Origin of the sequence: Streptomyces sp. R35 (assembly GCF_041053035.1) — a bacterium.
Taxonomy (GTDB): domain Bacteria; phylum Actinomycetota; class Actinomycetes; order Streptomycetales; family Streptomycetaceae; genus Streptomyces; species Streptomyces lutosisoli.
In genome coordinates this window covers 4,135,073-4,161,952 of the sequence record NZ_CP163440.1, presented here as the reverse complement: position 1 = coordinate 4,161,952, position 26,880 = coordinate 4,135,073, and the positions used below count along the sequence as shown (strand labels likewise).

Below are 26,880 nucleotides of genomic sequence, written 5' to 3'. Positions count from 1 at the left end.
CTGACCTATGAGTCAGGCACTTCAGTCGCTGCTCGATCTGCTCGACCTCGAGCGGATCGAGCAGGACATCTTCCGCGGCCAGTCCCGCTCCGCCGTCGTCCCCCGAGTCTTCGGCGGACAGGTGGCGGCGCAGGCACTGGTCGCCGCGGGGCGCACGGTCCCCGAGGACCGTCTCGCCCACTCCCTGCACGCGTACTTCCTGCGTGCGGGGGACCCCGGCGCGCCCATCGTGTACTCCGTGGACCGCATCCGCGACGGCCGTTCCTTCACCACGCGCCGGGTGGTCGCGGTCCAGCACGGCCAGCCGATCTTCCACCTCTCCGCGTCCTTCCAGGCGTACGAGGAGGGCATGGAGCACCAGGCCGAGATGCCGCCCGCGCCCGACCCGGAGACCCTGCCCACGGCCGCCGAACTGCTGCCGCTGTACGCCGACGTCATCTCCGACCCGCTCGTCGTGGAGCGCCTCCTGGAGGCCCGCGAGTCCGTCGACCTGCGCTACGTCGACGCGCCGCCGTACGGCACGGTCGGCGAGGTCCGCGAGCCGCGCTCCCAGGTGTGGTTCCGCACCAACGGCAAACTCGCGGACGACCCTCTCCTCCATGTCGTCCTCGCCACCTACGTCTCCGACATGACGCTCCTCGACTCCATCCTGCTCGCGCACGGCCGCGGCGGATGGGTGACCGGCGACGTCGTAGGGGCCTCCCTCGACCACGCGATGTGGTTCCACCGCCCGTTCCGCGCCGACGAATGGCTGCTGTACGACCAGGAGTCGCCCTCGGCCTCGGGCGGCCGGGGCCTAGGCCAGGCACGCATCTACACGCAGGACGGGCGGCTGGCCATTTCGGTGATCCAGGAGGGTGTGGTCCGGGTGCCTAGGTGAGCTGCGCAGGCTGACCGTAGCGACAGTGGGCGATTCGGAGTACTTGTTCCTGTTGGGTCACTTCCGAGTGAATGTGGCGGAAGCATGTCTGGCGGACGTGGTGGCACGCAACGGTCGTCTTGTTCGGTGACGGCTCTCGGGGGCTGGCTGACGCCCATGAAGCAGGAACCCGCGGTGGCGCCGCTAGTCGGCGCGGACCAGAATCTCCGTTACGTTGGAACGGGGAGGGCGCCAAATCTGGGCGCTGCTCGGCGATGTTCGCCGCCCTGACTTTCTCGGCGGCGTCTTCGCCGACCACGGACGTCCAACAGGCGCGCGGGGAGGCGGAGCGCGTGGGGGCGCCCTTCAAGCGCTACCTCCGGCACACCCCCGACACCGCAGTGAAGGCCGTCGTCATGGAGGACTCGGCCGCGCTGGTGGGCCTGCTGTTCGCCGCCGGCGGCCTGCTGGGCGGCCAGCTCACCGGCTCCAGTGTCTGGGACGGCATCGCGTCGCTCTGCATCGGCGCGCTCCTGCTGTACGTCGCCTGGGTGCTGGGCCGCTCCAACGCGGAGCTGCTGGCCGTGGAGCACGTGGAGGCCGTACTGGAGCTGACGACCCTGGTCCAGGGGCCGCGGGAGGCCCTGGTCGCGGCCAAGATCGACTTCCGTGACGTCTCGACCGCCGCGCAGATCGAGTGGGCCTGCGAACAGGCCGAGCAGCGCTTGCGGGAGGTGTTTCCCGCGGTGAGCCGGGTGTATCTGGATCCGACGCCGGGTTACTCCCAGCGCCGGGAGGAGGGGCTCAATCCCTGGCCGTGAGTGGTCCGCTTGTGGGGGACCGGGGCTCCGCCCCTTCGGCCCCGTTCGGTTGTGTGTCGGATGCGGGTGGGTGGGGGTTGCTCGCGCCCCGCGGCGGAGCCGCAAATGTCACAGCCCCGCGCCCCTGAACAACCGTCGGCCCGCCCCGGGTTCTTTTAAGGGGCGCGGGGAACTGCGCGCCCAGCCCCCACCGTCCCGCAGCCGACTCTCTTCAGGGGCGCGGGGAACGGCGCAATCTTTTAGGGGGGTCTGGGGGCGCAGCCCCCAGGGATGGGACGGGTAGGGGCGGCGGGGGCGAAGAACCAGCTACGCCAGCCCCGCCGCGGAGAGCAGATAAGCCGTCATCGGGTCATAGAACCGCGGACTCTTCACGTGGTCGTCCAGAGGAATCGTCACCTGGAGCGTGCCCTCGGCCTCCGCGAGGAACAGGGCAGGGTCGTTGCAGTCGGCGTAGCCGATGGAGTCGAGGCCGAGTTGGCCGGCGAAGCCGGCCCAGCCGTGGTCGGCGACGACGAGGTCGGGCAGCGGCCGCCCCTCGCTCTCGAGCCCGGTGAGGATCGCGCGCATCGGCTCGCCCGAGTGGGTGTGCCACAACGTCGCACCGTGCTCAAGCACCGCGACATCGGCGAACTGGAAAACGTACCCCTCGTCCGTCTGCAACCCGTCCGGGATGACGACGATCTCGCAGCCGGCGGCCCGCAGAGCCGCAGCGGTGGCCCGGTGAACATCAAGCAGCCCACCAGGGTGCCCGGTGGCGAACAGCACCCGCTGCTCCCCGTCGGCGGCCTTGCGCAGCCGCCCCGCCGCCCGCTCCAGCGCGTCCACCGTCAGCTCCGGGTCGATGGTGTCCTGCCCGTACCGGTACTCCGGGTCGTCACTCACCCCGCACCGCTCCGCCATCACCGCGAGCACGTCCTGCTCGTCCGTCCAACGGTCACCGAGCTCCAGGCCGAGCCAGTAGTTGCGGTCGCCGTTCGCGAGCTTGCGGTAGTGGGAGAGGTTGTTCTCGCGGGGCGTGGCGACATCGCCCGCGATACGCGTCTGTACGAGGTGGTCGACAAGCTCGGCGCGGCTGGGAGTCCCGGGTATCGGCATGCCTCCCATTGTGCCGGTGCGCTCCGCTCGGGGGACCGGTGTCCCGAGCGCTGGGATGTGGGTCACTCGCGACCGCGTTGTCAGTGCCGTGGTGCAGGATCGGCACGTCAGCTCATCGCAAGTCCTTCGCGAGGTCTTCGAAGGAGACGGGGGATCACCATGCCGATCACGAACCAGCAGGTGCGGGAGCACGCGTTCCTGCGAGCCCTGTACGGCGACGACTACTACCCGGACCACGTCCTCGACAAGGGCAAGGCCATCCTGCTGGGCCTCTGCGAGCGGATCGAGACGGAGCAGCCGAAGGACTTGGCCGCGCTGTACGTGCTCACGGAGACGGCGACGGAGGAATTCAACGCCCTGGAGGCCGAGTTCGAGGCGGCGGACAGCGAGATCGAGACCGTCGCGCGCGAGGAGATAGCGGAGGCCTTCTGGTTCGTGGCCTCGGCGTACGGGTTCGTGGACGCCGATGTGGAGGAGCTGATCGCCGTCCGGGAGTGGTGACCGCGCTTGCTCGGCCTGCGCCAAGTGGTGGCAGCCGACGCCGTGTTGTCCGTACTGACCCTGCTGCGGAGGGCCGGTGTCGCCGCGGACGGCTCCGCCGTGCAGGCGAGGCAGACCACGCGGAGGAAACGGACGACGCGGACTGGGCCGACAGGGCGAGGCCATCGAGGCGATCCTGACGGGCTCCGGACCGCACGCCCCTCACCCCTCCCGCAACGCGAACCACAACTCCATCCGCACATCCGGATCGTCGAGGTCCGCCCCCAGCAACACCCCACACCGCGCGATCCGTTGCCGCACCGTATTGCGGTGGACCGACAGCGCCACCGCAGTGCGGTCCCAACTGCCGTGCAGGGAGAGCCAGGTGCGGAGGGTCTCGGCGAGGGCCGGGGTCGTGGAGATCGGGGCGAGGAGGGTGCGGGCGTGGGCCTCGGCGTCGGCCGGGGGGACGAGGTCCGCGAGGGCGGGGCGCTCGCCGTGGCGGACGAGGGGTGCCCGGGTCGCGCGGGCGCGGGCCAGGGCGCGGGCCGCCTGGGTGTCGGCGGCCGCCCACTCGTGCGGGGCGACGGGCGCGCTGACTCCGCAGGTCCAGCCCGCCTGTGCGGTGGGCTCGCGGTCGCCGGGGACGAGGACGCGTACGACGTCGCCGCCCGCGTCGACCAGCGCGGAGCCCAGCGCCGCCCCCAGCGCGGACGCGGAGACGGCGTCCGGCGCGGGGCCGTCCCCGGCGGGGCGGGCGTGTACGACGACCCATCGCTCCCCGCCGAGGAGGGGCGCCACATCCTCGGGCGCGGCCCCGAGCAGCAGCCGCACCAGCGCCGCCGACCGCGCCGCCCCGCTGCCGCTCTGGTGCTCCCCGGTGAGCAGGGACAGGAGTACGGCGGCGACGGAGGCGATGGTGTGGTCACCCGGGTCACGGCGCGGCGCCCCGACCCCGAGCACGAAGCCCTGCCCGGCGCCTAGCGCGTAGGCGGCGAGGTGGACGCCGCCGACGGTGTCCGTGGCCGACGAGGGAACGGCTCCCTTCCCCTCTCCGGGCCGCACGACAGCGGCCAGCTCGGCGAGCGCCTCCACGGTGGACGCGTCCGCCACCCTCCCCGCCCCCGCCAGCTCCACCCCGTCCGGCCCGTACAGCACCGCCCAGCCCGCCACCCGCTGGGCCAGCTGCCGCAGCACCGCCGGTACCGGATCCGGGCGCGCCGCGGCCGCCGCCAGGCTCTGCTGGGCCTCCGTCACGCGGCGCAGCTCCGCCAGGCGGGCCTGGGCCATCAGCTGCCAGACCGCGCGGGCCACGCCCGAGAACGTCGTCTGGGGCGGGACCTCCAGGAGCGGGAGTTCGTACGCGTCGCAGGCCGCGACCAGCGCCCGCGGAACCGTGTCGTGGACCGGGGCCAGACCGAAGCCGAGGGCCGCGCCGCCCGCCGCCACGATCCGGGAGACGTAGTCGTCGAAGTACGTGCCCGAGCCCGCCGCCTCGGGGATGTGGACCCCGGCGGTCAGCAGCAGCTCGCCGCCCAGCAGATACGGGTACGGGTCCGCCATCTCCGACGTGTGCGCCCAGTGGATCACCGTGTCCGGGGCAGACGGGCCCGCGATCTGGCGCAGGCCCAGGTCCTCCCGCGCCAGCAGCGCCGAGAGCGGGACCGGTGGGGTGGGCGGGACGGGTGGGACTGGTGGGGTGGATGCGTCCGGCATGGTGGGCATTTCCTCCATCCGGTCGGGCGGCAGTGGATGAAACGTACACTTCAGAGTCGCCTTCCGGCCACCTAGGGTCAGTGCCGTCGGCAGCCGCGGGTACGGGCGTATGTCCCCGCGATCCGCTGCCGGTCTCCCGGCCGGGCCTGTCACCGCTCCCGGCCGCGTCCCCCGATCCATCTGCACGACACGCCACTGAGAGTGCGCGAAGGAGGGCCCCACATGGCCGTCGACTACACAGTGATCGTCGTCTATCTGGCCGGCATGCTGGCCATGGGCTGGTGGGGCATGCGCCGCGCCAAGTCCAAGAGCGAGTTCCTCGTCGCGGGGCGCCGCCTCGGGCCCGCGATGTACTCCGGCACCATGGCCGCCATCGTCCTCGGCGGCGCGTCCACCATCGGCGGCGTCGGGCTCGGCTACCAGTACGGGCTCTCCGGCGCCTGGATGGTGTTCACCATCGGCCTCGGGCTCCTCGCCCTCTCCGTCTTCTTCTCCGCCCGCATCGCCCGCCTGAAGGTCTACACCGTCTCCGAGATGCTCGACCTCCGCTACGGCGGCCGGGCCGGTGTCATCTCCGGTGTCGTCATGTGGGCGTACACCCTGATGCTCGCGGTCACCTCGACCATCGCGTACGCCACGATCTTCGACGTCCTCTTCGACATGAACCGGACGCTCGCGATCGTCCTCGGCGGCTCGATCGTCGTCGCGTACTCGACGCTCGGCGGCATGTGGTCGATCACTCTCACCGACATGGTGCAGTTCGTCGTCAAGACCGTCGGTGTGCTGCTGCTTCTGCTCCCCATAGCCGTCATCAAGGCCGGCGGGTTCAGCGAGATGAAGGCCAAGCTGCCCACCGAGTACTTCGACCCGCTGGGCATCGGCGGCGAGACGATCTTCACCTACGTGCTGATCTATACGTTCGGCATGCTCATCGGGCAGGACATCTGGCAGCGCGTGTTCACCGCGCGCAGCGACAAGACCGCCAAGTGGGGCGGCACCGTCGCGGGCACCTACTGCCTGGTGTACGCCCTCGCCGGCGCCGTCATCGGTACGGCGGCCAAGGTCCTCTACCCGAAGCTGCCCAGCGCCGACACCGCCTTCGCGACCATCGTCAAGGACGAACTCCCGGTCGGCGTGCGGGGACTGGTGCTCGCCGCGGCGCTCGCGGCCGTGATGTCCACCTCCTCCGGCGCTCTGATCGCCTGCGCCACCGTGGCCAACAACGACATCTGGTCGAAGCTGCGCGGGGTGATGAAGCGCGACGGTGAGGAGCACGACGAGGTCAAGGGCAACCGTGTCTTCATCCTGATCATGGGTGTCGCGGTGATCTGTACGGCGGTCGCGCTCAACAACGTCGTCGAGGCGCTGACCGTCGCGTACAACCTGCTCGTCGGCGGACTGCTCGTGCCGATCCTCGGCGGACTGTTGTGGAAGCGCGGCACCGCGCAGGGCGCGCTCGCCTCCGTCGTCGTCGGCGGCCTCGCGGTCATCGGCCTCATGGCGACGCAGGGCATCCTCGCGAACGAGCCCGTCTACTACGGCCTGCTGTCCTCGCTGGCCGCGTACGTCGTCGTCTCGCTGGCCACGCCCGCGACCGACGCGGCCGTGCTGGCCGCCTGGCGCGAGCGGCTCGCGGGCCGGGTCGCCGCCGAACCCCTGTCCGAGCCGGCCCCGGCTCACCAGTAGAGTCGTATCAGATGTACATACGCGACGAAGCGTAAGAAAGAAGGCTATTCCATGAGCAGCAACGAGACGCCCCGCGGCCCTGTCGACTCGTCCCGCATCCCGCGGTACGCGGGCCCCGCGACCTTCGCCCGGCTGCCGCGCCTCGACGAGGTCGGCACCGCCGACGTCGCCGTGGTCGGTGTGCCGTTCGACTCCGGCGTCTCGTACCGGCCGGGCGCCCGCTTCGGCGGCAACGCGATCCGCGAGGCGTCCCGGCTGCTGCGGCCCTACAACCCGGCGCAGGACGCCTCCCCCTTCGCCCTCGCGCAGGTCGCGGACGCCGGTGACATCGCGGCGAACCCGTTCAACATCAACGAGGCCGTGGAGACGGTGGAGGCGGCGGCCGACGAGCTGCTCGGCACCGGCGCCCGCCTGATGACGCTGGGCGGCGACCACACCATCGCCCTCCCGCTCCTGCGCTCCGTCGCCAAGAAGCACGGCCCGGTCGCGCTGCTCCACTTCGACGCGCACCTCGACACCTGGGACACCTACTTCGGCGCCGAGTACACGCACGGCACCCCGTTCCGCCGCGCGGTCGAGGAAGGCATCCTCGACACCTCCGCGCTCTCCCACGTCGGCACCCGCGGCCCGCTGTACGGCAAGCAGGACCTCACCGACGACGAGAAGATGGGCTTCGGCATCGTCACCTCGGCGGACATCTACCGCCGCGGCGCCGACGAGGTCGCCGACCAGCTGCGCCAGCGCATCGGCAACCGCCCGCTCTACATCTCCATCGACATCGACTGCCTCGACCCGGCCCACGCCCCCGGCACCGGTACGCCGGAGGCGGGCGGTATGACCTCGCGCGAGCTGCTGGAGATCCTCCGGGGCCTGTCATCCTGCAACCTGGTCTCCGCGGACGTCGTCGAGGTCGCCCCCGCGTACGACCACGCCGAGATCACCGCCGTCGCCGCGTCCCACACGGCGTACGAACTGACCACGATCATGTCCCGCCAGATTGCAGAGGCTCGCGCGAAGTGACTCACGACCACGACCTGGTTCTCCGCCCGTCGGCGGCACAGACGGAGGCCGCGCTCAACCCGCCCCCCGGCCGCAACGGCGGAGACCTGGTCGTGGAGACCCTCTCCGGTCTCGGCGCGACGACCGTCTTCGGCCTGCCCGGCCAGCACGCGCTGGGCATGTTCGACGCCCTGCGCCGCTCCTCGCTCCAGTACGTCGGCCTGCGCGTCGAGAACAACGCCGGGTTCGCGGCGGACGCGTACGGCCGGATCACCGGCGAGGCGGCCCCGCTGCTGCTGTCGACGGGCCCGGGCGCGCTGACCTCGCTCGCCGCGCTCCAGGAGGCGGCGGCGGCCTCCGCCCCCGTCCTCGCGATCAGCAGCCAGATCCCGACGGCGGGACTGGGCGGTGGCAGGCACGGCTATCTGCACGAACTCCCCGACCAGGCAGCCTCGTTCAGGGGTGTGGTGAAGTCGGTTCACACGGTCCGTACGCAGTCGCAGATCCCGTCGGCGATCGCGGCGGCCTGGGAGTCGGCGCTGACGGCCCCGCACGGCCCGGTGTGGGTGGAGATCCCGCAGGACGTCCTCCTCGCCGAAACCCACCTGCCGATGGTGACGGCGATGGACGCGACCCCCGAGGACGTCGTCCCGCGCCCCGAACTCACGGCGCTGGCAGCCCACTTGCTGTCGTCCGCCGCCCGCCCCGCGATCATCGCCGGCGGCGGTGTCGTACGAGCGGACGCGTCCGGAAAGCTGCGCCGGCTCGCCGAGAAGCTGAACGCCCCCGTCGTCACCACCTTCGGCGGCAAGGGTGCCTTCCCCTGGGAGCACCCGCTCTCCCTCCAGTCCTGGCTGGAGGACCGCCACACCACGGACTTCCTGGAGGACGCCGATGTACTCCTGGTCGTCGGCTCGGGCCTCGGTGAACTCTCCTCGAACTACCACACGTTCAAGCCCCGTGGCCGGGTCGTCCAGATCGAGGCCGACCTCGGCAAACTGGAGGCGAACCACCCGGCGCTGGGCATCCACGCGGATGCCCGACTCGCCCTCCAGGCACTCCTGGAGACGGTCGAGGAGCGCCCGGACCCGACGGCCGCGGACCGTGTCCGTACGGTGCTGTCGAAGGTCGCCGAGCGCATCGCCTCCCAGGAACTCACCCTGGAACAGGACGTGTTGGCGTCCGTCCGCCGCGCCCTCCCGTCTGACTCGCCGTCGTTCTGGGACATGACGATCCTGGCGTACTGGGCGTGGTCGGCCTTCGACCCGCGCGGGACGAACACCATGCACTCCGCCCAGGGCGCGGGCGGCCTCGGCTACGGCTTCCCGGCGGCGCTGGGCGCGGCGGCAGCCGACCCATCTCGCCCGGTCCTCGCGGTCTCCGGTGACGGCGGCGCGTTGTATTCAATCGCGGAGCTGGCGACGGCCAGGCAGTACGACCTGAACGTCACCTGGCTGATCGTCGACGACGGCGGCTACGGAATCCTCCGTGAGTACATGAAGGACGCCTTCGGTCAGGCGACGGCGACCGAACTCTCCCGCCCCGATTACGTCGCCCTGGCGGAGTCCTTCGGGGTGCCGGGAGTCCGTACGAGCCCGGAGGCACTGGAGACCGACCTTGCGAAGGCACTGGCGGCGCCCGGGCCTTCGGTGGTCGTACTCCCTGCCGTACTGCGGATGTTCGCGCCGACCCACCTGGGCTGACGACTGCGGAAGACGGTGAACTCCCCCCGATCCAGAGGGAGTTCACCGCCCGTCGGGCAGACCTACCAGATCGCCTCGACCCATTCCGGGTGGTCGATGAACGGGTTGCGGTTGTGCTGGTAGGTGTCGTAGATGACCTGGTTGCGGTTCTCCTCGAACGCGCTCGGCGGGTCCTCGTCGTTCCACTGCTTCAGGACGGAGAGCTTGCCCATGTACGGGTTGCTTCCGTTGTTCACCAGCTCGTTGGGCTCGAGGTCGGCGAAGCCGTCATCGCCCTCGTAGCGCACGGCCATGTAGAGGATCATGCGGGCCACGTCGCCCTTGTCCGCGTCGCGCGGCTCGAAGGAGTCGGAGTCGGTGAGGCTGCCGCCGCCGTTGGTGACCGTGCTGCCGCCGTTGTCGAAGTCCTTGTTGCCGCGGATGCTGTTGATCGTCACGTCCGCGGGGCGCAGGTGGTGCAGGTCCGTGCCGGGACCGGTCACCTCGCCGAAGTCGCCGTGGGACTTGGCCCACGTGTGCTCGCGGTTCCAGTCGCCCACGTCGCCGCCGTTGAGGGTCTTGGCACGCGAGACGCCGCTGTACAGCAGGATGACGTTGCTGCTGTTGTTCGGGTCCTGGTCGGTGACCTTCAGCGCGTTCCAGACCGCCGAGTACGAGATCTTGGTCTGGCTGCTGATGATGGTGTGCAGCGAGGACTTCAGGCTCGTCCCGGTCTTGCCGACAGCGTTCTTGTAGTACGTGCTGTCGTACGCGGTGGTCGTGGCGCTCGCGGGGGTCGCGGTCACCGCCGGCATGGCGAGGCCGACGAGCACCGCGGAGGTGGTCAGCGCCAGCGTTTTCCAGCGGCGTATGTGCGTGGCGGGCATCGGGGGTGTCCGTTCTACGCGGGTTGAATGAAGCGAATAACCGGGAGCGTGACATGGACATGTGTACCTGTAAATAAATTGAACGTGTCCATCAGATGTCCTGAACCGGCAAATCGCCCCGTGTCTACGCGAGTTGATATACCAAAACGGCCCCCGACCGGGTGGTCGGGGGCCGTTGGCCGTTTACCTGCGCCGCGTCAGCCGACGTCCGACGGGTCCAGCCGGTAGAGCGTCGAGCTGGAGCTGGAGCTGGAGCTGGAGCTGGAGCTGGAGCTGGAGCTGGAGCCGGAGCTCGAACTGGTCGACGAGGAAGCGGACTTGTCGTACGCGCTCGCCTTCACCGCCGTGGCGTTCTTCTCCACCCAGGCGGTGATCTGCGAGTTGAGGGTGCTGTTGCCGCCCATGCCCCCGCCGCCGAGCTGGATGTAGTGCAACTCGCCCTTCTTCACCAGCTCCTTGAGCTTGGCGAGCGTCATCGCCTTGTCGGAGCCGGTGAAGCCCCACATGGAGATGACGGGCTTGTGGGTGCTGAGGATCAGCTGGCCCGCGCTCTGCGAGTTGGACACCGCGATCAGCCATGTGGCGCCGTCCTGGTGCTTCTCCAGGTACGAGACCAGCGCGGCGCTGGTGGTGCCGCCCATGCCACCGCCTCCGCCCATGCCGCCACCGCTTCCGCCGGGACCGCCCGTGCCGCCGGTACCGCCCGGGGCCGTACCGCTCTCGCCGCCGGGAGCGGTGCCGCCGCCGGGGAACTCCCCGTTGGTGCCGCCCTGCTGGCCGCTGGGCGCACCGCTCGGTGCCCCGCTCGGCGCCCCGCCCTGCGGCAGTTCACCGGTGCCGCCGCCACCGGGCGTCATCCCGCCGGGGGCCTCGCCGCCGCCGCCGGGCATCTCGCCGTTCGCCTGGCCGCCGTCCTGCTGGGTGCCGCCGGCGGCGCCGTTGCCGCCGCCGAAGCCGCCCCGGTTGCCGCCGGGGCCGCCGCCCATGCCGCCGCCGGTGGACGGGCCCGCCGTCGGGTTGGTGCCGCCCATGCCGCCGCCCGAGCCGCTGGACGCGGCCGGTGTCACGGCGTACGCCGTCGGGCCGGCGAGCGCGGCCACGATCGCTGCCGCGATGGACACGGTGAGCAGCCGGCCCCGGTTGCCGGAGCGGAAGACGAACAGGCCCACGATCGCCAGCACCATGACCACCGCGATGGCCGGCCACAGCCAGGTGTTCCAGCCGGAGGCCCGGCGCAGCAGCACGACCGCCCAGAGGCCGGTGACCGCGAGGCCCGCGGGCAGCACCCACGACCAGCGCGCGTCACCGCTGCGGAAGGCGCGCCACAGCATGACGCCGCCGCCACCGCACAGCGCCGCGATGCCGGGGGCGAGCGCGGTCGTGTAGTACGGGTGCATGGTGCCCTCGGCCATGGCGAAGGTCAGGTAGTGCAGCACCAGCCAGCCGCCCCACAGCACCAGCGCGGCGCGCGTCGGGTCGGTGCGCGGGGCGCGCCCGCACAGCACCAGACCGGCCACCAGAGCAATGCCCGCGAAGGGGATCAGCCAGGAGATCTGGCCGCCGAGGATGTCGTTGAACATGCGGCCGAGGCCCGCGGTACCGGCGAACGTGCCGCCGCCACCCCCGCCGCCTCCGCCGTTGCCCTCGCCGCCGAGGACCCGGCCCAGGCCGTTGTAGCCCATGATCAGGTCCCAGGCGCTGCCGTCGGTCGAACCGCCGATGTACGGGCGGTCGTCAGCGGGCACCAGGGAGACGGCCGTGGCCCACCAGAAGCTGGAGACGGCCAGCGCGACCGCCGCCAGGGTCAGGTTGACGACCTTCTTCTTCCAGCCCAGCTTCGACGCGAACACGTACACCGCGAAGACGGCCGGCAGGGCGATGTAGCCCTGCAGCATCTTGGCGTTGAAGGCGAGCCCGAAGCAGACCGCGGAGCCGATGAGCGGCAGCAGCCGGTCGGTGCGCACGGCGCGCAGGGCGAGGGCCGCGCCGCCGACCATCAGCAGCACGAGGATCGTGTCGGGGTTGTTGTCGCGGTTGATGGCGACTGTGATCGGGGTCAGCGTCAGGACGAGCGCGGCGATCGCCGCGGCCACGTGCCCGAAGTACCGCTTCACGGACGTGTGCAGGATCCAGATCGTGCCGAGCGCGGCCGCGACCTCGGGCAGCATCATCTGCCAGGTGCCGAAACCGAAGATCCGGCACGACAGGCCCATGATCATGAGCGCGAACGGCGGCTTGTCGACCGTGATGAAGTTGCCCGCGTCCAGCGAGCCGAAGAACCACGCCTTCCAGCTCTGGGTGCCGCTGTAGATGGCCGAGCTGTAGAAGCTGTTCAGGCTGGAGCCGGAGAGGTTCCAGGAGTACAGCGCCGCGGCCAGCACCAGAATCGCGATCAGCGCGGGGAGCGACCAGCGCGGTGCGGCGGGTGTGGGGGACGGCCCCTCGGGCGGCTCGGCGGCAGGTGCGCCGGGGGCGACGGTGGGAACGGGGGCCGGGGACAGTGGGTCGGTGGCAGATGTCACCAGTGCACCATGCAGACGGCCGATGGGCGCGGGCTGTGCTCTGCCTGGGCGCAGGCTGTGGATGAATGAGATACGGGTAAGAGAACGACGGCCCGGTGCACCGCTCCGCGAGCGGAACTCCCGCCCTGGGAACACACGTACAACTTTCGGCCACCCCTGTGAGTCAACTGTGGCGAGCGCGCCCGTGGCGCGTTCGTATCGGTTCAAGGGGATGGGAAGCCTCCATGACTCACCGGATATCCCGGGGTGCCCGTGTGCTCGCAGCGAGCCTCGGTGCCGGGGTGATCGTGCCGTTCGCGGTGGCCGCGGCGCCCGCTGCCGCCACCGGGACGACGCCGCAGGTCAGCTGTACGTCGGACAAGGCGGGCCTGGCGAGCAAGCTGCAGACGGACATCACCGCGGCGCTCGCGCACCGCACTGGCACGATCGCGGTCGGCCTCTACGACCGCAGCACCAACACCCGGTGCACCCTGCGGAGCAGCACCGCCTTCGACTCGGCGAGCGTCGTCAAGGTGACCGTTCTCGCGACGCTGCTGTGGGACGCCAAGAAGCACAACCGGTATCTCACGGACCGCGAGACCACCCTCGCCACCGCCATGATCACCAAGTCCGACAACAGCGCGACCACCACCCTGTGGAAGCAGCTCGGCATGACCAAGATCAAGGGATTCCTGACCGCGGCCGGGATGACCCAGACCGTGCCGGGCGCGAACGGCTACTGGGGCCTGACCCAGATCACCGTCCGCGACGAGCAGAAGCTGCTCGCCCTCGTCACCGCCAAGAACTCCGTGCTGAGCGACAACTCCCGCGCGTACATCCTGAAGCTGATGAACAAGGTCATCTCCTCACAGCGCTGGGGTACGCCGGCGGGGGCGCCCTCCTCCGTGACCGTGCACGTCAAGAACGGCTGGCTGTCGCGGTCCACGCACGGCTGGCGGGTGCACAGCCTCGGCACCTTCAACGGCGGCGGCCACGACTACATGATCTCCGTGCTCACCCACGGGAACAGCACCATGGACTACGGCGTCGCCACCATCCAGGGCGTGGCCAAGGTCATCCACAAGGACCTCGTGCCGGTGACCACGAGCGTCCAGCGGTACACGCCGACGAGCACTCCGCGCGAGGCGTTCCCGGCCGTGCCGACCGACTGACCCGGGACCGCTCGGCGCTGAACTCCCTGTGATTCACGGCGAGTCCGCCCCCGGGTCATCGACGCGTCCTAGCGTGACCGCATGCGCCTGAGAACCGTACTCGCCACCGTCACCGCCGGCCTGGCGGCGGCCACCACCCTGACCGCCGCCGGGCCCGCCAACGCCCGGAGCAGTAACGCCTGTTCGCCCGCCGTCTCCCTCCAGAGCTTCTCCGACGCGCTCGACAAGACGACGTACGAGGGCACGTTCGTCGGCAACCTCTCCGCGCTCGCCGTGGACCGGGACGGGCAGCTGGCCGCGCTCTCCGACCGGTCCTCGCTCTTCACCCTGGACCGCACCACGCTCCAGCCCACGAGCGTCGTCCCGCTCGCCGACGAGAACGGCGCCGCCCTCGACTCCGAAGGGCTCGTCGTCGACCTCCCCCACTCTCGGCTTCGCTCGAGCGGGGGGACCCCCATCGGCACCCGTCTCGTCACTTCCGAGACCGAGCCGTCCATACGCCGCTACTCCGGCGACGGCCGCATCCTCGACCGCCTCCCTGTGCCGGACGCGCTCAAGGTCGCCCCGGCGGGCCGCGCCACCTCGAACCAGACCTTCGAGGGCCTGACCCTGCTGCCCGGCGGGCACACCCTGCTCGCCTCGATGGAGTACGCGATCTCCGGCGACAGCTCCGGCATCGTCCGCTTCCAGACCTGGGAGCGGAAGGGCAGCCACTTCGAGCTCGCCGCCCAGTACGCCTACCGCACCGACGCCGGGCTCGGTGTCCCCGAGGTCGCCGCGACCCCCGACGGCCGCCTCCTCGTCCTGGAGCGCGGCTTCACCTCCGGCGTCGGCAACACGGTCCGGCTGTACGTGGCCGACCTCCGCCACGCCACCGACACCAGCGGCATCGAGAACCTGACCGGCCAGGACGGTGTACGGCTCGCCCGCAAGACCCTCCTTGCCGACATCGCCGACTGCCCGTCCCTCGGCGCCACCGCCAAGCAGCCCCAGCCCAACCCGCTCCTCGACAACATCGAGGGGCTCGCGGTCACGGGCGCCGCGCACGGCCGCCTGAGCCTGCTCCTCGTCAGCGACGACAACCAGAACGCCGTACAGACGACCCGGTTCTACCGCCTCACCGCGCGACTGCCGTGACCTGAGAACGGCGCCGGGCCCGCCCTTCCCCCGTGGAAGCGCGGACCCGGCGCGTACGGGGCCGACCCTCTTCCGTCCCGCGGTGTCCCGTCCACGGCGTCACGGCAGTTGATCCGTCCCACTTTCCGCACCACCGCTGACCAGCGGCGCGGCCCGGCGGTGTGAGGTGGTCGCGGGACGGGTGGGACGCCGGTACGGGGAGTGCGGCGGTGAGCACAGGGAGTTCTGGCATCCTGCCCCCTCACAGGAAGCTGGAGGGGACAGCGACCCGGTGGAAGGAACCGCCCGGCACGCTCGCGCCGAGGGGCAGGGCGTATCTGACGCCCCCTCCCGTACATCCCCCGCACATCCCCCCTTTTTGTTGCGGAGGGATGAAATCCGCTTCCCTCGGCGTTGGTGTCTTCCGGCGGACAAGGATCTACGGGAGGACCGGCGTGGCAGCGCAACAGGGGGAAAAGCGGGGCCTGGCCGGGCGGGACGAAGGTGCCGGCTGGGCACGGCGTCTGGCCGGGTACGCGTGGCGGTACCCGAAGGACGTCGTCCTCGCGCTCGGCTCCTCGCTGGCCGGTATGGCCGTCATGGCGCTGGTCCCGCTGATCACCAAGGTGATCATCGACGACGTCGTGGGGAACCACACCAGGGGTATGGCCCCCTGGGCGGGCGCCCTGATAGCCGCCGCCGTTCTCGTCTACGGCCTCACCTACATCCGCCGCTACTACGGCGGCCGGCTCGCCCTCGACGTCCAGCACGATCTCCGTACCGAGATGTACGAGACGATCACCCGCCTCGACGGCCGCCGCCAGGACGAGCTGTCCACCGGCCAGGTCGTCGGCCGCGCCACCAGCGACCTTCAGCTGATCCAGGGCCTGCTCTTCATGCTCCCGATGACCATCGGGAACGTCCTTCTCTTCCTGATCTCCCTAGGGATCATGGCGTGGCTGTCCCTGCCGCTCACCCTGGTCGCGCTCGCCGTCGCCCCCGCCCTCTGGTTCGTCGCCAAGCGCAGCCGCTCCAAGCTGCACCCCGCCACCTGGTACGCGCAGGCCCAGGCCGCCGCGGTCGCCGGTGTGGTCGACGGCGCCGTCAGCGGCGTACGCGTGGTGAAGGGCTTCGGGCAGGAGGACCAGGAGACCGGGAAGCTCCGGGAGGTCGGGCGCAGGCTCTTCGCCGGACGGCTGCGGACGATCCGCCTGAACGCCAAGTACACCCCGGCCCTCCAGGCCGTCCCCGCCCTCGGCCAGGTCGCGATGCTCGCGCTGGGCGGCTGGCTCGCCGTGCGCGGGCAGGTCACGCTCGGTACGTTCGTGGCGTTCTCCACCTATCTCTCCCAGCTCGTCGGGCCCGTACGCATGCTGGCCGTCGTCCTCACCGTCGGGCAGCAGGCCCGCGCCGGTGCCGAGCGGGTGCTGGAGCTGATCGACACCGAGCCGTTGATCGAGGACGGGACGAAGACCCTGCCCGCCGACGCGCCCGCGACCGTCGAGTTCGACGACGTGTCGTTCGGATACGAGGAGGGACGGCCCGTACTGGACGGGCTGTCGTTCGAGATCCGGCCCGGCGAGACCCTCGCCGTCGTCGGCTCCTCCGGCTCCGGCAAGTCGACCGTCTCGCTGCTGCTGCCCCGCTTCTACGACGTCACGCACGGTGCCGTCCTCATCGGGGGCCACGACGTCCGCGAGCTGACGCAGGAGTCGCTGCGCGCCGCGATCGGGCTCGTCCCCGAGGACTCCTTCCTCTTCTCCGACACCGTGCGCTCCAACATCGCGTACGGCCGCCCGGACGCCACCCAGGAGGAGATCGAGACCGCGGCCCGCGCCGCCCAGGCGGACCGTTTCATCGCCGAGCTGCCGAACGGGTACGACACCAAGGTCGGCGAGCACGGCCTCACCCTCTCCGGCGGCCAGCGACAGCGCGTCGCGCTCGCCCGCGCCATCCTCACCGACCCGCGCCTGCTCGTCCTCGACGACGCCACCTCCGCCGTGGACGCCCGCGTCGAGCACGAGATCCACGAGGCGCTGGGCCAGGTCATGGAAGGCCGGACCACCCTGCTGATCGCCCACCGGCGCTCCACGCTCAACCTCGCCGACCGTATCGCCGTGCTCGACGGCGGCCGGCTCGCCGACATCGGTACGCACGAGGAGCTCCAGGAGCGCTCCGCCCTCTACCGGCGGCTGCTCACCGACCCCGACGAGCTGGGCGGGGTCTCCCCGGGACACGCCCCGCACACGGCACCCCAGGAGGACACCTCCGTACGGGACGAGCTGGACGCCGAGTTCGACGCCGAGCGCGGTGTGACACCCCACCTGTGGACAGGCGACCGCGAGCCCAAGGACAACGCGCTCGCCGGGATGCCGGCCACCCCCGAACTCCTCGCCCAGGTCGAGGCGCTGCCCCCGGCGGCCGACACCCCGGGCATCGACGAGGCACGCGCGGTCACGCCCGAGGAGTCGTACGGACTGCGGCGGCTGCTGCGCGGCTTCGGGGCCGTGCTGCTCATCAGCCTCGGACTCGTCGCCGTCGACGCGGGCATGAGCCTGCTGCTGCCCGTGCTGATCCGGCACGGCATCGACCAGGGCGTCTCCCGTATGGCGCTCGGCGCGGTGTGGGCCGCGGCCGCGCTCGCGCTGGTCACCGTGCTCGTCCAGTGGGCGGCGCAGATCGGCGAGACGCGGATGACGGGACGGACCGGCGAGCGGGTCCTCTACTCCCTCCGCCTGAAGATCTTCGCCCAGCTCCAGCGCCTCGGACTCGACTACTACGAGCGGGAGTTGACGGGCCGGATCATGACCCGGATGACGACCGACGTCGACGCCCTGTCGACGTTCCTCCAGACCGGTCTGGTCACGGCCTTCGTCTCCGTCGTCACCTTCTTCGGCATCATGGTCGCCCTGCTGGTGATCGACGTACAGCTGGCACTGGTCGTCTTCGTGACGCTGCCGCCGCTGATCATCGGCACGTTCTTCTTCCGCCGGGCGAGCGTGAAGGCGTACGAACTCGCCCGCGAGCGGGTGTCGGTGGTCAACGCCGACCTCCAGGAGTCGGTGTCCGGGCTGCTGATCCTCCAGGCGTTCCGGCGCGAGCGCTCGGGCGTGCGGCGGTTCGCGGAGGGCAGCGACAGCTACCGCCAGGCACGCATCCGCGGGCAGTGGCTGATATCCATCTACTTCCCGTTCGTGCAGCTGCTGTCGTCGGTGGCCGCGGCGGCCGTCCTGATCGTGGGCGCGCACCGGGTGGACGCCGGCACCCTGACGACCGGCGCGCTGGTCGCCTACCTCCTCTACATCGACCTGTTCTTCGCGCCCGTGCAGCAGCTCTCGCAGGTCTTCGACGGCTACCAGCAGGCGACGGTCTCGCTGGGCAGGATCCAGGAGCTGCTCCAGGAGCCGACCTCGACGAAGGCCGCCGACGAGCCCCTCGAAGTCCTCTCGCTGCGGGGCGACATCGCCTTCGAGGACGTCGACTTCGCGTACGGGGACGACGAGGAGGCGTTGAGCGGGGTCTCGCTGAGCATCCCCGCCGGGCAGACCGTCGCCTTCGTCGGCGAGACCGGCGCGGGCAAGTCGACGCTGGTGAAACTGGTCGCCCGGTTCTACGACCCGACGGGCGGGCAGGTCACGGTCGACGGCATGGACCTGCGCGACCTCGACATCACCTCCTACCGCCACCGGCTCGGCGTCGTCCCCCAGGAGGCGTACCTCTTCCAGGGCACGGTCCGCGACGCCATCGCCTACGGCCGCCCCGACGCCACCGACGCCGAGGTGGAGGCCGCGGCCCGCGCGGTCGGCGCGCACGACATGATCGCCACGCTCGACGGCGGCTACCTCCACGAGGTCGCCGAACGCGGCCGCAACCTCTCCGCGGGCCAGCGCCAGCTGATCGCCCTGGCCCGCGCCGAACTCGTCGACCCGGACGTGCTGCTCCTCGACGAGGCGACGGCGGCGCTGGACCTGGCCACGGAGGCCCTGGTCAACCAGGCCACCGACCGCCTGGCCGGGCGCCGTACGACCCTGGTGGTCGCCCACCGCCTGACGACGGCCGCCCGCGCGGACCGGGTCGTGGTCATGGACCACGGCCGGGTGGCGGAGGACGGCACGCACGACGAGCTGCTTCAACTCGGCGGAATGTACGCAGAGTTGTGGCGCACGTTCGTGGGGGAGCCGGTCAGCTCCTCTGTCTGATCTGCTCTTTGACGTGATCTTCCGCTCGGTCAGCTCTTCTGCTTGATGTCGGAGATCTTCTTCGTCGCGAGATCCGACTGCACCGTCAGATAGGTGTACGTCGGATGCTTCGCGGAGCCCCAGGTCAGGCGGACCGTCGACCAGGTGTGGCCCATGCCGCTGTCGCCGGCCGTCACCTTCCAGGCGCGCGGCACGTCCTGGGCGCGCAGGACGCCATCCGCGTGCTCGCGGTTCTCCCAGGTGGTCAGGCGCGAGCGGAGGCCCGAGGTCAGGTAGAACGCGCGCAGCTGGGTGTCGAGGTGGCCGGATCCCGAGTCGGTCACCGCGTCGATGTAGGCGCCATAGAAGTCGGCCACCCGGTCGTAGACGGGACCGTTGCTTCCGCTGCGGGCGGGTGGCGGGGTGGTCGGGGTGGTGGAGCTGGCGACGGCCGGTACGGAGGCGCCCGCGGTCAGCAGGAGCGCCGCGGCGACGAGGACACGACCGGTCGTACGTGAACGAATCATGCGTGACATGGACTACCGCCTTTCGCTTTCTGACCAGTTGGACTCCGGATAAACGGGTGCGGTTGCCCCAAAGCCGGGAAAAACCTCTTCTGGGTGAGCCTTGGGTGAGCCCTGGGGGGGAGTCCTGAGTGAGTCCCGGTGGAGCGCAACCATCCGACGTACGTCGTGCGTCCGTACACCAGTACGCTGATTGCTGCGGGAGGGACGACAGTGGACAGTGGTGCGATACGCCGATGGTTGGCGCTCGGTGTGACCGTGCTGACCGCCTCTGGGCTGCTCGCGCTCGCGAGTCCCGGCAGCGCGCAGGCGGCCACCTCCTACTGCTCGGGCCGCAAGGTCCGCACGCTGCCCTTCTCGACCGGATCCGTGCAGGTCTTCAAGCGCAGCGGTTACGTCTGTGCCGTGACCTTCCCCAAGACGCAGGGATCGCGTAGGTCGATGTCCGTCAGCGTGCAGGCGCGCGGCGGCCGGCCGGTGGTCGACAGGGGGCAGTTCGCGCACCACGCGGGCCCGGTGACCGTGCACGTGGGCCACCGCTGCGTCCGGATCAAGGGCTCGGTCGGCTCGGGTTCGGTGGACTCGGGCTGGATCCTCTGCTGAGCCGACGGGACCGAGGCTGAGCCGACGGGACCGAGTCGCCGCCCGGCCGGTTTCTCAGGCACATCACCGCAAACCCACAGGTTTGCTCAAACGCCCCTGGTGTCACGGGAGTTGCTCCGCTAGGTTCCGGCGGACATCTGCGTATTCCCAGGGGAGGGTGCATGCGCAAGGCGCTCAGATGGCTGCTGGCGCTCACGGTGCTCATAGGCACACTGAGCACGGCCGGGGCGGCCACCGCCGCCCAGCCGGAGGCCACGGGTACCACGGCTTCCACCGACGTCGACATCAAGGACCGGCTCCTCGCGATACCGGGCATGAGCCTGATCCAGGAGAAGCCGTACACCGGCTACCGGTTCTTCGTCCTCAACTACACCCAGCCGATCGACCACCGGCACCCGTCCAAGGGCACGTTCCAGCAGCGGATCACCGTGCTGCACAAGGACACCTCGCGCCCGACGGTCTTCTACACCAGCGGCTACAACGTCTCCACGAACCCCGGCCGCCGCGAGCCGACCCAGATCGTGGACGGCAACCAGGTCGCGATGGAGTACCGCTTCTTCACGCCGTCCCGGCCCGACCCGGCCGACTGGTCCAAGCTCGACATCTGGCAGGCGGCGAGCGACCAGCACCGTATCTTCGAGGCCCTCAAGCCGATCTACACCAAGAACTGGCTCTCCACGGGCGGTTCGAAGGGCGGCATGACCGCCACGTACTACGAACGCTTCTACCCGCGTGACATGGACGGCGTCGTCGCGTACGTCGCCCCCAACGACGTGGTGAACGACGAGGACTCGGCGTACGACCGCTTCTTCACGACCGTCGGCACCAAGGAGTGCCGCGACAAGCTGAACGCCGTGCAGCGCGAGGCGCTGGTGCGCCGCGAACCGCTGGAGAAGAAGTACGAGGCGTACGCGGCCGACAACGGCTTCACGTTCACCACGGTCGGCAGTCTCGACAAGGCGTACGAGGCGGTCGTGCTCGACTACGTGTGGGGCTTCTGGCAGTACAGCCTGCTCTCGGACTGCGCCGCGATCCCGGCGGACGCGGCAACCGCGAGCGACCAGGACATCTGGGACTCGGTGGACACCATCTCCGGCTTCTCCGCCTACACCGACCAGGGCCTGGAGCCGTACACGCCGTACTACTACCAGGCGGCCACCCAGCTGGGCGCGCCGACGATCCACTTCCCGTACATCGAGAAGCAGTACGTCCGCTACGGCTACCAGCCGCCGCGGAACTTCGTGCCGAGCTCGATTCCGACGCGGTGGCAGCCGGGTGCGATGCGTGATGTGGACTCCTGGGTCCGCCACCACGCCCACCACATGCTGTACGTCTACGGCCAGAACGACCCGTGGGGCGCGGAGCGCTTCCGCCTCGGCTCGGGGGCGCGCGACTCGTACGTCTTCACGGCGCCGGGTCTGAATCACGGTGCCAATGTCGCGGGGCTCGTCGCAGACGAGAAGGCGCTGGCTACGGCGCGGATTCTGGAGTGGGCGGGGGTTGCATCGTCCGCGGTCAAGTCGGACCCGTCGGCGGCGAAGCCGTTGGCGAAGTTCGACGCCAAGTTGGATGTGCGGGACGTGGAGCGGGAGCCGGGGTTGCGTCCGTAGCGCTGAACATCAGCGTGACGGGCACACGTGGCCCACCGACTGGCCCCGCAGGTACGCCGTTCGTTCCGGCGGGGTCAGATCGCGGTTGACGGTATGGCACAACTTCTCGATCGCTGCGGCCGGTTTGGGGAGTACGGCGTTCCACAGCCTCACGGTGTGGTCGGCGCTGCCGGTGGCGAGGGTGCGGCCGTCCGGGCTGAACGCCACCGCATTCCACAGCCTCACGGTGGAGTCCTGGCTGCCGGTGGCGAGGGTGTGGCCGTCGGGGCTGAACGCCACGTCAGATACCTGGTCGGTGTGGCCGGTCAGGGTTGCGCGGGTCTTGCCGGTGGATATGTCCCACAGTCGCCGGTGCTGCCGGTGGCATCGGGGCTGAACGCCACAGCCGGTCACGGTGACATGTCCCACAGTCACAGTGTTGTCGGTGCTGCCGGTGGCGAGGGTGTGGCCGTCGGGGCTCAACGCCGCCGACCACACCTCGTCGGTGTGGCCGGTCAGGGTTGCGCGGGTCTTGCCGGTGGATATGTCCCACAGTCGCACGGTGTAGTCGTCGCTGCCGGTGGCGAGGGTGTGGCCGTCGGGGCTGAACGCCACTGCCTCCACGGCGTTGGTGTGGCCGGTCAGGGTTGTGCGGGTCTTGCCGGTGGACATGTCCCACAGTCGCACAGTGTTGTCGGTGCTGCCGGTGGCGAGGGTGTGGCCGTCGGGGCTCAACGCCGCCGACCACACCTCGTCGGCGTGGCCGGTCAAGGTTGCGCGGACCTTCCCGGTGGTCACGTCCCACAGTCGCACGGTCTTGTCGGCGCTGGCGGTGGCGAGGGTGTGGCCGTCGGGGCTGAACGCCGCCGACCACACCTCGTCGGTGTGCCCCATCAGGGTGGTGCGGATCGCACCGGTGGTCACGTCCCACAGTCGCACGGTGTGATCAGTGCTGGCGGTGGCGAGTGTGTGACTGTCCGGGCTGAACGCCACCGACTCCACCGAATTGGCATGTCCACTCAGGACTGTGCGGGTCTGTCCGGTGGCCACGTCCCACAACCGCGCCTGGTAGTCCCAACTGCCGGTGGCGAGGGTGTGGCCGTCGGGGCTGAATGCCACCGAACTCACCCCATCGGTGTGGCCGGTCAGTGTGCTGCGGGTTTTTCCGGTGGATATGTCCCATAGCCGCGCCGTGTGGTCGTCGCTGCCGGTGGCGAGGGTGTGGCCGTCGGGGCTGAACGCCACTGCGTACACCGCGTCGGTGTGTCCGGTCAGGGTGGTGCGTGTCTTGCCGGTGGCGACGTCCCACAGCCGTACGGTCGTGTCGGCGCTGGCGGTGGCGAGGGTGTGGCCATCGGGGCTGAACGCCACTGCGTACACCGCGTCGGTGTGCCCAGTCAGAGTGGTGCGGGTCTTACCCGTGGTGACGTTCCACAGCCGTACGGTGTGGTCGGCGCTGGCGGTGGCGAGGGTGTGGCCGTCGGGGCTGTATGCCACCGACCACACGTACTTGGTGTGGCCGGCCAGGCGCCGATGCAGGGGGAGGGCTGCAGCGGTCCGCGGGCTCTCGACGGACTCGGGAGTGTGGCTGGTGCGGTACGCCTGGACGGCCAACAGCGAGGCGAGTTCAGGGTTTGCGCTGATGAGTGTGTCGGACTGGGCGGCGAGCTGTCGGGACAGCGCTGCCTCCCGTTCACCGACTGCCGTCCGCCACTGCCAGATGGCACCCCCTCCGGCGATGAGCGCGAGCACCAGCAGGGAAGCGAGAACCGCGATGACACGCCTGCTGCGCCGAGTGGCGGCCTGCTGGCGCTCCTTGCTGGCGGTGAGGAACGCCGCGATGTCGCACGGCAGCCGCCGTTTCCGTGACCACTCGATGCCTTCCGCGAGTGCCGATCCGCCGAGCAGGTCTCCGGGCTGCTTCTCCTCGGCCCAGCGGGCACGTCGTCCTTGGGTGTGGTTGAGCCATTCATGGAAACGGTGGTCCTGGTCGACCCACTTGCGCAGTGCGCCCCAGTCACGGATGAGTGCCTCGTGAATCAGCTCGGCCACCGGTTCCCCGGGAGGGGCGTCGGGGTTTTGGGGCGTGCCAAGCGTCTGGGTGGTGATGATGCGATGGCGCGCGAGGGCGGCGATGACGGCGTCGACCGCTGCAGCCTCCCCGTTGGGTGCGCGGCCGGGTTCGGCTGCCAGGTCGCGCAGTTCGTCCAGGGGGACCTGTGCCCGGACGGCGGTGATGTGGTGGCTGGGGTCGGCGGGGTGGACCAGGGAGGTCAGCGTCCGCCGGGCGATGAGCCGTTGCTCCTCGGACAGCTCGGCGAGGGCACTGTCGCACCACGTGGTCACGCTTCCGCTGACCGCTCCGATGCGCCGGTACGCCTCATGCGTGAGGTACCCGTCCTTCCGCCGGAGCCACAGCTGGCTGAGCGTCATCTCCAGCAGGGGCAGCACGGTGACGGGCGCCTGGCGGGTGAGGGCCGCTTCGGGGGTGATGGCCAGGACGTCGTTGATGATCTGCTCGGGCAGCCCGGGCTGGAAGCGGAGTCCCACGTCCTGGGCGGGCAGGGTGATGATGTCGTGCAGGTCCTGCTGGCTCAGGGTGCCCGGTACGTTGAGGAGTCCTGGCATCGCGGCTTCCAGCAACCGGGGAGCCAGGGCGGCCAGTTGGGGATAGAAGTCGTCGCGCATAACCATGATCACGCTGAGCTTGGTGTAGACGTCGGTGACCGTGGTGATCTCGTCGATGACGGCCAGGAGGTCCCGCAGCCGGCCGTTGGTGCCCTGCACCAAGAGCTCTTCGAACTGGTCGATGACCAGCAGGACGCGCTGATAGTTGCCCTCGCCGCCCAGCCTGCGGTTGACCGCTGTCGTGATCCCGTCACTCGTCGCCCCGGGCAGTCCGGCACGCTCGATCTCGGCGAGCAGATCCTGCCTCGGCCGGGCCACCACGGGCAGCCACCGGTCACTGCCCGGCAGTTCCCCCGCCGCCAGCGCGCACAGCACACCCGCCTGGATCAGGGACGACTTCCCCGACCCGGACGGCCCGAGCAGCACCGTCAGCTGCCGCTGCTGGGCCAGGTTCGCCATGACCTGCCGTACCGCGTCCTTCCGCCCTTCGAACCACCGGGCATGCTCAGCCGTGAACGGCTCCAGCCCCCGGTAGGGACACACCTCCCGCTCGGCCAGCTCCGGCATGATCCCCCGCAGGACCTGCGTCGGAGTGACATACGCGATGTCCTGCCCTTTCCCGTACTGATCAGGGGCGGTGATCTCGGTCAGCATGCCGATGACCAGGCCGGTCACCTCATCGAGGACAGGCCCGCCACTGAACCCGGTGGTGAGGTCGTTCGCGGCGGTCAGCTGCAGATGCGCGCCCCTGCCCGCCGAGCCCGGCAGCAGATCCCCGGCCACCCCGAAGCCGAAGTGGCCGCCCGGCGGGGCCTGCGCGGGGAACCCGAACGACCGCACCTCGTGACCCCGGCAGCCCTCCGCGGAGCCCAGCGGCAGCACTTTCATGCCCGCCGGCGTACCGCTCAGCCGGATGAAGGCCACGTCCTCGTCCTCAGGGGCCCGCCACAGATCGCCGCCCAGGACCTGCCCTTCCACCCCGTCCGCGCCGTCCACATGGGGGAAGGCCAGCCCTACCCGCTCGCCGGGCCCACCCCCCGCCGCCCGGACGACGTGCGCACAGGTGACCAGGACGTCCTCGGCCACCAGGAAGCCGGCGCCGGCCACTCTCCCGTCCGGTCCGAGGAGTTGGGCCACCGCGGGGGGCAGTTCCGTCTCTGCGCTGTCCACGCTGTCCGCGCTGTCCACGGGATCAGCCCGGACTCTCGCCCGGCTGAGCCGGGTGACCGGAGCCGTCCTTCTTCCACGACACCGTCACCCGCAGATGGCCCGTGGCCGCGCTCTTGGTGATCACGGCTCCGGCCTCGACCGCGAGGTCGACGCCGAACTCGACCACGATCTCGTCGGGGTGAGCCTTGCGCAGCTGGTCGAGCGTGGCGCGGGCCGTTTCCGTGATCGGCTCCAGGGCCGCTTGCAGAGTCCCCGGCAGTTCGTGAACGGCATCGCTGATGCGGCCGGCCTTCACCGGCCCTTCGAGCCCAGCGGGTGCCTCGACCAGTACGGAGCTGCCACCGTCCAGCGGAATCCGAGTCAGAGGTGCCACAACGCCTCCTCCGTCTCTCTCACACTCACGCCCAGGGGATCTCCGTCAGAATCCGCGCAGCTGGCATATGCCGCACCCCGGAGTAGGCCAGACGCGTCACACGGGCCGGGCGCAGCCCACCGGTTTGGTGCCGCCCAGCTGGACGTACAGGGCCGTGGAGGCCGGGCACTTGGAGCGGGCGGTGACCGCGGAGGTCACCTTGTACTCCGGGGGCTTCTTGCCCTTGCCGTCGCAGGCCGTCTCGCGGACCTGGCCTCCGCCCGAGCCGTAGACGCAGTCGCCCACGATGGTGCGGGGACCCCCGCCGCCGCCCGGGTCGCCGGGGTGCGGGGGTTCGAGCTTGCGCATGCAGGCGTAGCCCTGCGGGACCGCGCCGTCGCCGTCCTCGTCGGAGGCGGGCCGCGTCTCGCTGATGTGCAGGACGAAGTCCGTGGTCGCGGGGCAGGACGGGCCGTCGGCCACCTTGCCGTCGTAGCGGGCGGTCACCCGGGCGGCCGCCCGTTCACTGGTGCAGGGCACCTCCGTGAAGCTGGTCGTCCCGAAGGAGCTGCACTCGTCGACGGCGAGGAACTCCACCCCGTAGCCGGAGGGCCGCGTCGACGTCGCGCTCGCGCTCGGCTCACCGTTCCCGGAGTCGGAGCCGGACCAGCGCTGGCACCCGGCGAGCACCACCACGGCGAGCAGAAGCGCGCACACCGCTCCAATGGAACGCCGGCCCAACGCGCCTGCTCGCATGGCTTCCCCCCGATACCCCCGCCCAGCGTGACCCGCGACAGCGGGCACACGCCAGACGTGTGGGGT

At 70.5% G+C, this 26,880-nt stretch carries 18 protein-coding genes and 1 pseudogene; 11 read left to right on the top strand and 8 right to left on the bottom strand.

Annotation, left to right across the window (positions count from 1 at the left end; translation table 11 throughout):
• The first annotated feature begins 7 nt into the window (after nucleotides 1–7).
• Together tesB and AB5J50_RS19010 are read left to right on the top strand one after the other, a co-directional pair.
• Nucleotides 8–880 (top strand): acyl-CoA thioesterase II, encoded by an 873-nt coding sequence (gene tesB, locus AB5J50_RS19015; protein WP_327428905.1) that lies wholly within the window; start codon nucleotides 8–10, stop codon nucleotides 878–880.
• Nucleotides 881–1,176: 296 nt separating this feature from the next.
• Nucleotides 1,177–1,680: pseudogene (locus tag AB5J50_RS19010) on the top strand (cation transporter); the annotation flags it as partial.
• Between the two features lie 306 nt (nucleotides 1,681–1,986).
• On the opposite strand, the gene AB5J50_RS19005 reads toward AB5J50_RS19010, so the two are convergent.
• Nucleotides 1,987–2,775, bottom strand: a complete 789-nt coding sequence (locus AB5J50_RS19005; protein WP_369259587.1) for a phosphatase — start codon at nucleotides 2,773–2,775, stop codon at nucleotides 1,987–1,989.
• A 159-nt stretch (nucleotides 2,776–2,934) separates the two neighbouring features.
• Here AB5J50_RS19005 and AB5J50_RS19000 point away from each other — a divergent pair, with 159 nt between their 5' ends.
• Nucleotides 2,935–3,276: a DUF5713 family protein gene (locus AB5J50_RS19000; protein WP_369259585.1), complete on the top strand. Its 342-nt coding sequence runs from the start codon at nucleotides 2,935–2,937 to the stop codon at nucleotides 3,274–3,276.
• Between the two features lie 201 nt (nucleotides 3,277–3,477).
• Here the strand turns inward: AB5J50_RS19000 and AB5J50_RS18995 are convergent, their stop codons facing one another.
• Nucleotides 3,478–4,989, bottom strand: a complete 1,512-nt coding sequence (locus AB5J50_RS18995; protein WP_369259584.1) for a PucR family transcriptional regulator ligand-binding domain-containing protein — start codon at nucleotides 4,987–4,989, stop codon at nucleotides 3,478–3,480.
• Between the two features lie 204 nt (nucleotides 4,990–5,193).
• Here AB5J50_RS18995 and AB5J50_RS18990 point away from each other — a divergent pair, with 204 nt between their 5' ends.
• From AB5J50_RS18990 to AB5J50_RS18980, 3 genes are read left to right on the top strand one after another with little or no spacing between them, the layout of a single operon-like run.
• Nucleotides 5,194–6,657, top strand: a complete 1,464-nt coding sequence (locus AB5J50_RS18990) for a sodium:solute symporter (RefSeq protein ID WP_369259582.1) — start codon at nucleotides 5,194–5,196, stop codon at nucleotides 6,655–6,657.
• A gap of 51 nt (nucleotides 6,658–6,708) precedes the next feature.
• Nucleotides 6,709–7,677: an agmatinase gene (gene speB, locus AB5J50_RS18985; protein WP_327428900.1), complete on the top strand. Its 969-nt coding sequence runs from the start codon at nucleotides 6,709–6,711 to the stop codon at nucleotides 7,675–7,677.
• Nucleotides 7,674–9,359, top strand: a complete 1,686-nt coding sequence (locus tag AB5J50_RS18980; RefSeq protein ID WP_369259580.1) for a thiamine pyrophosphate-binding protein — start codon at nucleotides 7,674–7,676, stop codon at nucleotides 9,357–9,359. Before speB ends, AB5J50_RS18980 begins: the two co-directional genes overlap by 4 nt.
• A gap of 62 nt (nucleotides 9,360–9,421) precedes the next feature.
• Here the strand turns inward: AB5J50_RS18980 and AB5J50_RS18975 are convergent, their stop codons facing one another.
• A complete protein-coding gene (locus tag AB5J50_RS18975; protein ID WP_327428898.1) occupies nucleotides 9,422–10,225 on the bottom strand; it encodes an endonuclease in 804 nt (267 codons plus the stop codon).
• A gap of 197 nt (nucleotides 10,226–10,422) precedes the next feature.
• On the bottom strand, nucleotides 10,423–12,747 hold the full coding sequence (locus tag AB5J50_RS18970) for a glycosyltransferase family 39 protein (protein ID WP_369259578.1): 2,325 nt from the start codon (nucleotides 12,745–12,747) through the stop codon (nucleotides 10,423–10,425).
• A gap of 224 nt (nucleotides 12,748–12,971) precedes the next feature.
• Between AB5J50_RS18970 and AB5J50_RS18965 the strand changes: the two genes are divergently transcribed.
• From AB5J50_RS18965 to AB5J50_RS18955, 3 genes are all read left to right on the top strand, one after another.
• Nucleotides 12,972–13,898, top strand: coding sequence for a serine hydrolase (locus AB5J50_RS18965; RefSeq protein ID WP_369259576.1), 927 nt, complete (start codon nucleotides 12,972–12,974; stop codon nucleotides 13,896–13,898).
• 81 nt (nucleotides 13,899–13,979) lie between these two features.
• A complete protein-coding gene (locus AB5J50_RS18960; protein WP_369259574.1) occupies nucleotides 13,980–15,035 on the top strand; it encodes an esterase-like activity of phytase family protein in 1,056 nt (351 codons plus the stop codon).
• A 434-nt stretch (nucleotides 15,036–15,469) separates the two neighbouring features.
• Nucleotides 15,470–19,213, top strand: a complete 3,744-nt coding sequence (locus AB5J50_RS18955) for an ABC transporter ATP-binding protein (RefSeq protein WP_369259572.1) — start codon at nucleotides 15,470–15,472, stop codon at nucleotides 19,211–19,213.
• Nucleotides 19,214–19,242: 29 nt separating this feature from the next.
• Here AB5J50_RS18955 and AB5J50_RS18950 read toward each other — a convergent pair whose 3' ends face one another.
• Nucleotides 19,243–19,728 carry a hypothetical protein gene (locus AB5J50_RS18950; RefSeq protein ID WP_369259570.1) on the bottom strand — a complete coding sequence of 162 codons (486 nt, stop codon included), beginning with the start codon at nucleotides 19,726–19,728 and terminating at the stop codon, nucleotides 19,243–19,245.
• A gap of 201 nt (nucleotides 19,729–19,929) precedes the next feature.
• Here AB5J50_RS18950 and AB5J50_RS18945 point away from each other — a divergent pair, with 201 nt between their 5' ends.
• Together AB5J50_RS18945 and AB5J50_RS18940 are read left to right on the top strand one after the other, a co-directional pair.
• Nucleotides 19,930–20,319: a hypothetical protein gene (locus AB5J50_RS18945; protein ID WP_327428893.1), complete on the top strand. Its 390-nt coding sequence runs from the start codon at nucleotides 19,930–19,932 to the stop codon at nucleotides 20,317–20,319.
• 161 nt (nucleotides 20,320–20,480) lie between these two features.
• Complete coding sequence (locus AB5J50_RS18940; RefSeq protein WP_369259568.1) at nucleotides 20,481–21,929, top strand: aminopeptidase; 1,449 nt, start codon at nucleotides 20,481–20,483, stop codon at nucleotides 21,927–21,929.
• A 9-nt stretch (nucleotides 21,930–21,938) separates the two neighbouring features.
• Here the strand turns inward: AB5J50_RS18940 and AB5J50_RS18935 are convergent, their stop codons facing one another.
• The 3 genes from AB5J50_RS18935 to AB5J50_RS18925 form a co-directional block, all read right to left on the bottom strand.
• Nucleotides 21,939–25,706, bottom strand: a complete 3,768-nt coding sequence (locus AB5J50_RS18935; RefSeq protein ID WP_369259566.1) for a trypsin-like peptidase domain-containing protein — start codon at nucleotides 25,704–25,706, stop codon at nucleotides 21,939–21,941.
• Between the two features lie 22 nt (nucleotides 25,707–25,728).
• Nucleotides 25,729–26,079 carry a CU044_2847 family protein gene (locus AB5J50_RS18930; RefSeq protein ID WP_369259564.1) on the bottom strand — a complete coding sequence of 117 codons (351 nt, stop codon included), beginning with the start codon at nucleotides 26,077–26,079 and terminating at the stop codon, nucleotides 25,729–25,731.
• A 96-nt stretch (nucleotides 26,080–26,175) separates the two neighbouring features.
• On the bottom strand, nucleotides 26,176–26,814 hold the full coding sequence (locus AB5J50_RS18925) for a hypothetical protein (RefSeq protein WP_369259562.1): 639 nt from the start codon (nucleotides 26,812–26,814) through the stop codon (nucleotides 26,176–26,178).
• Between the last annotated feature and the right edge of the window lie 66 nt (nucleotides 26,815–26,880).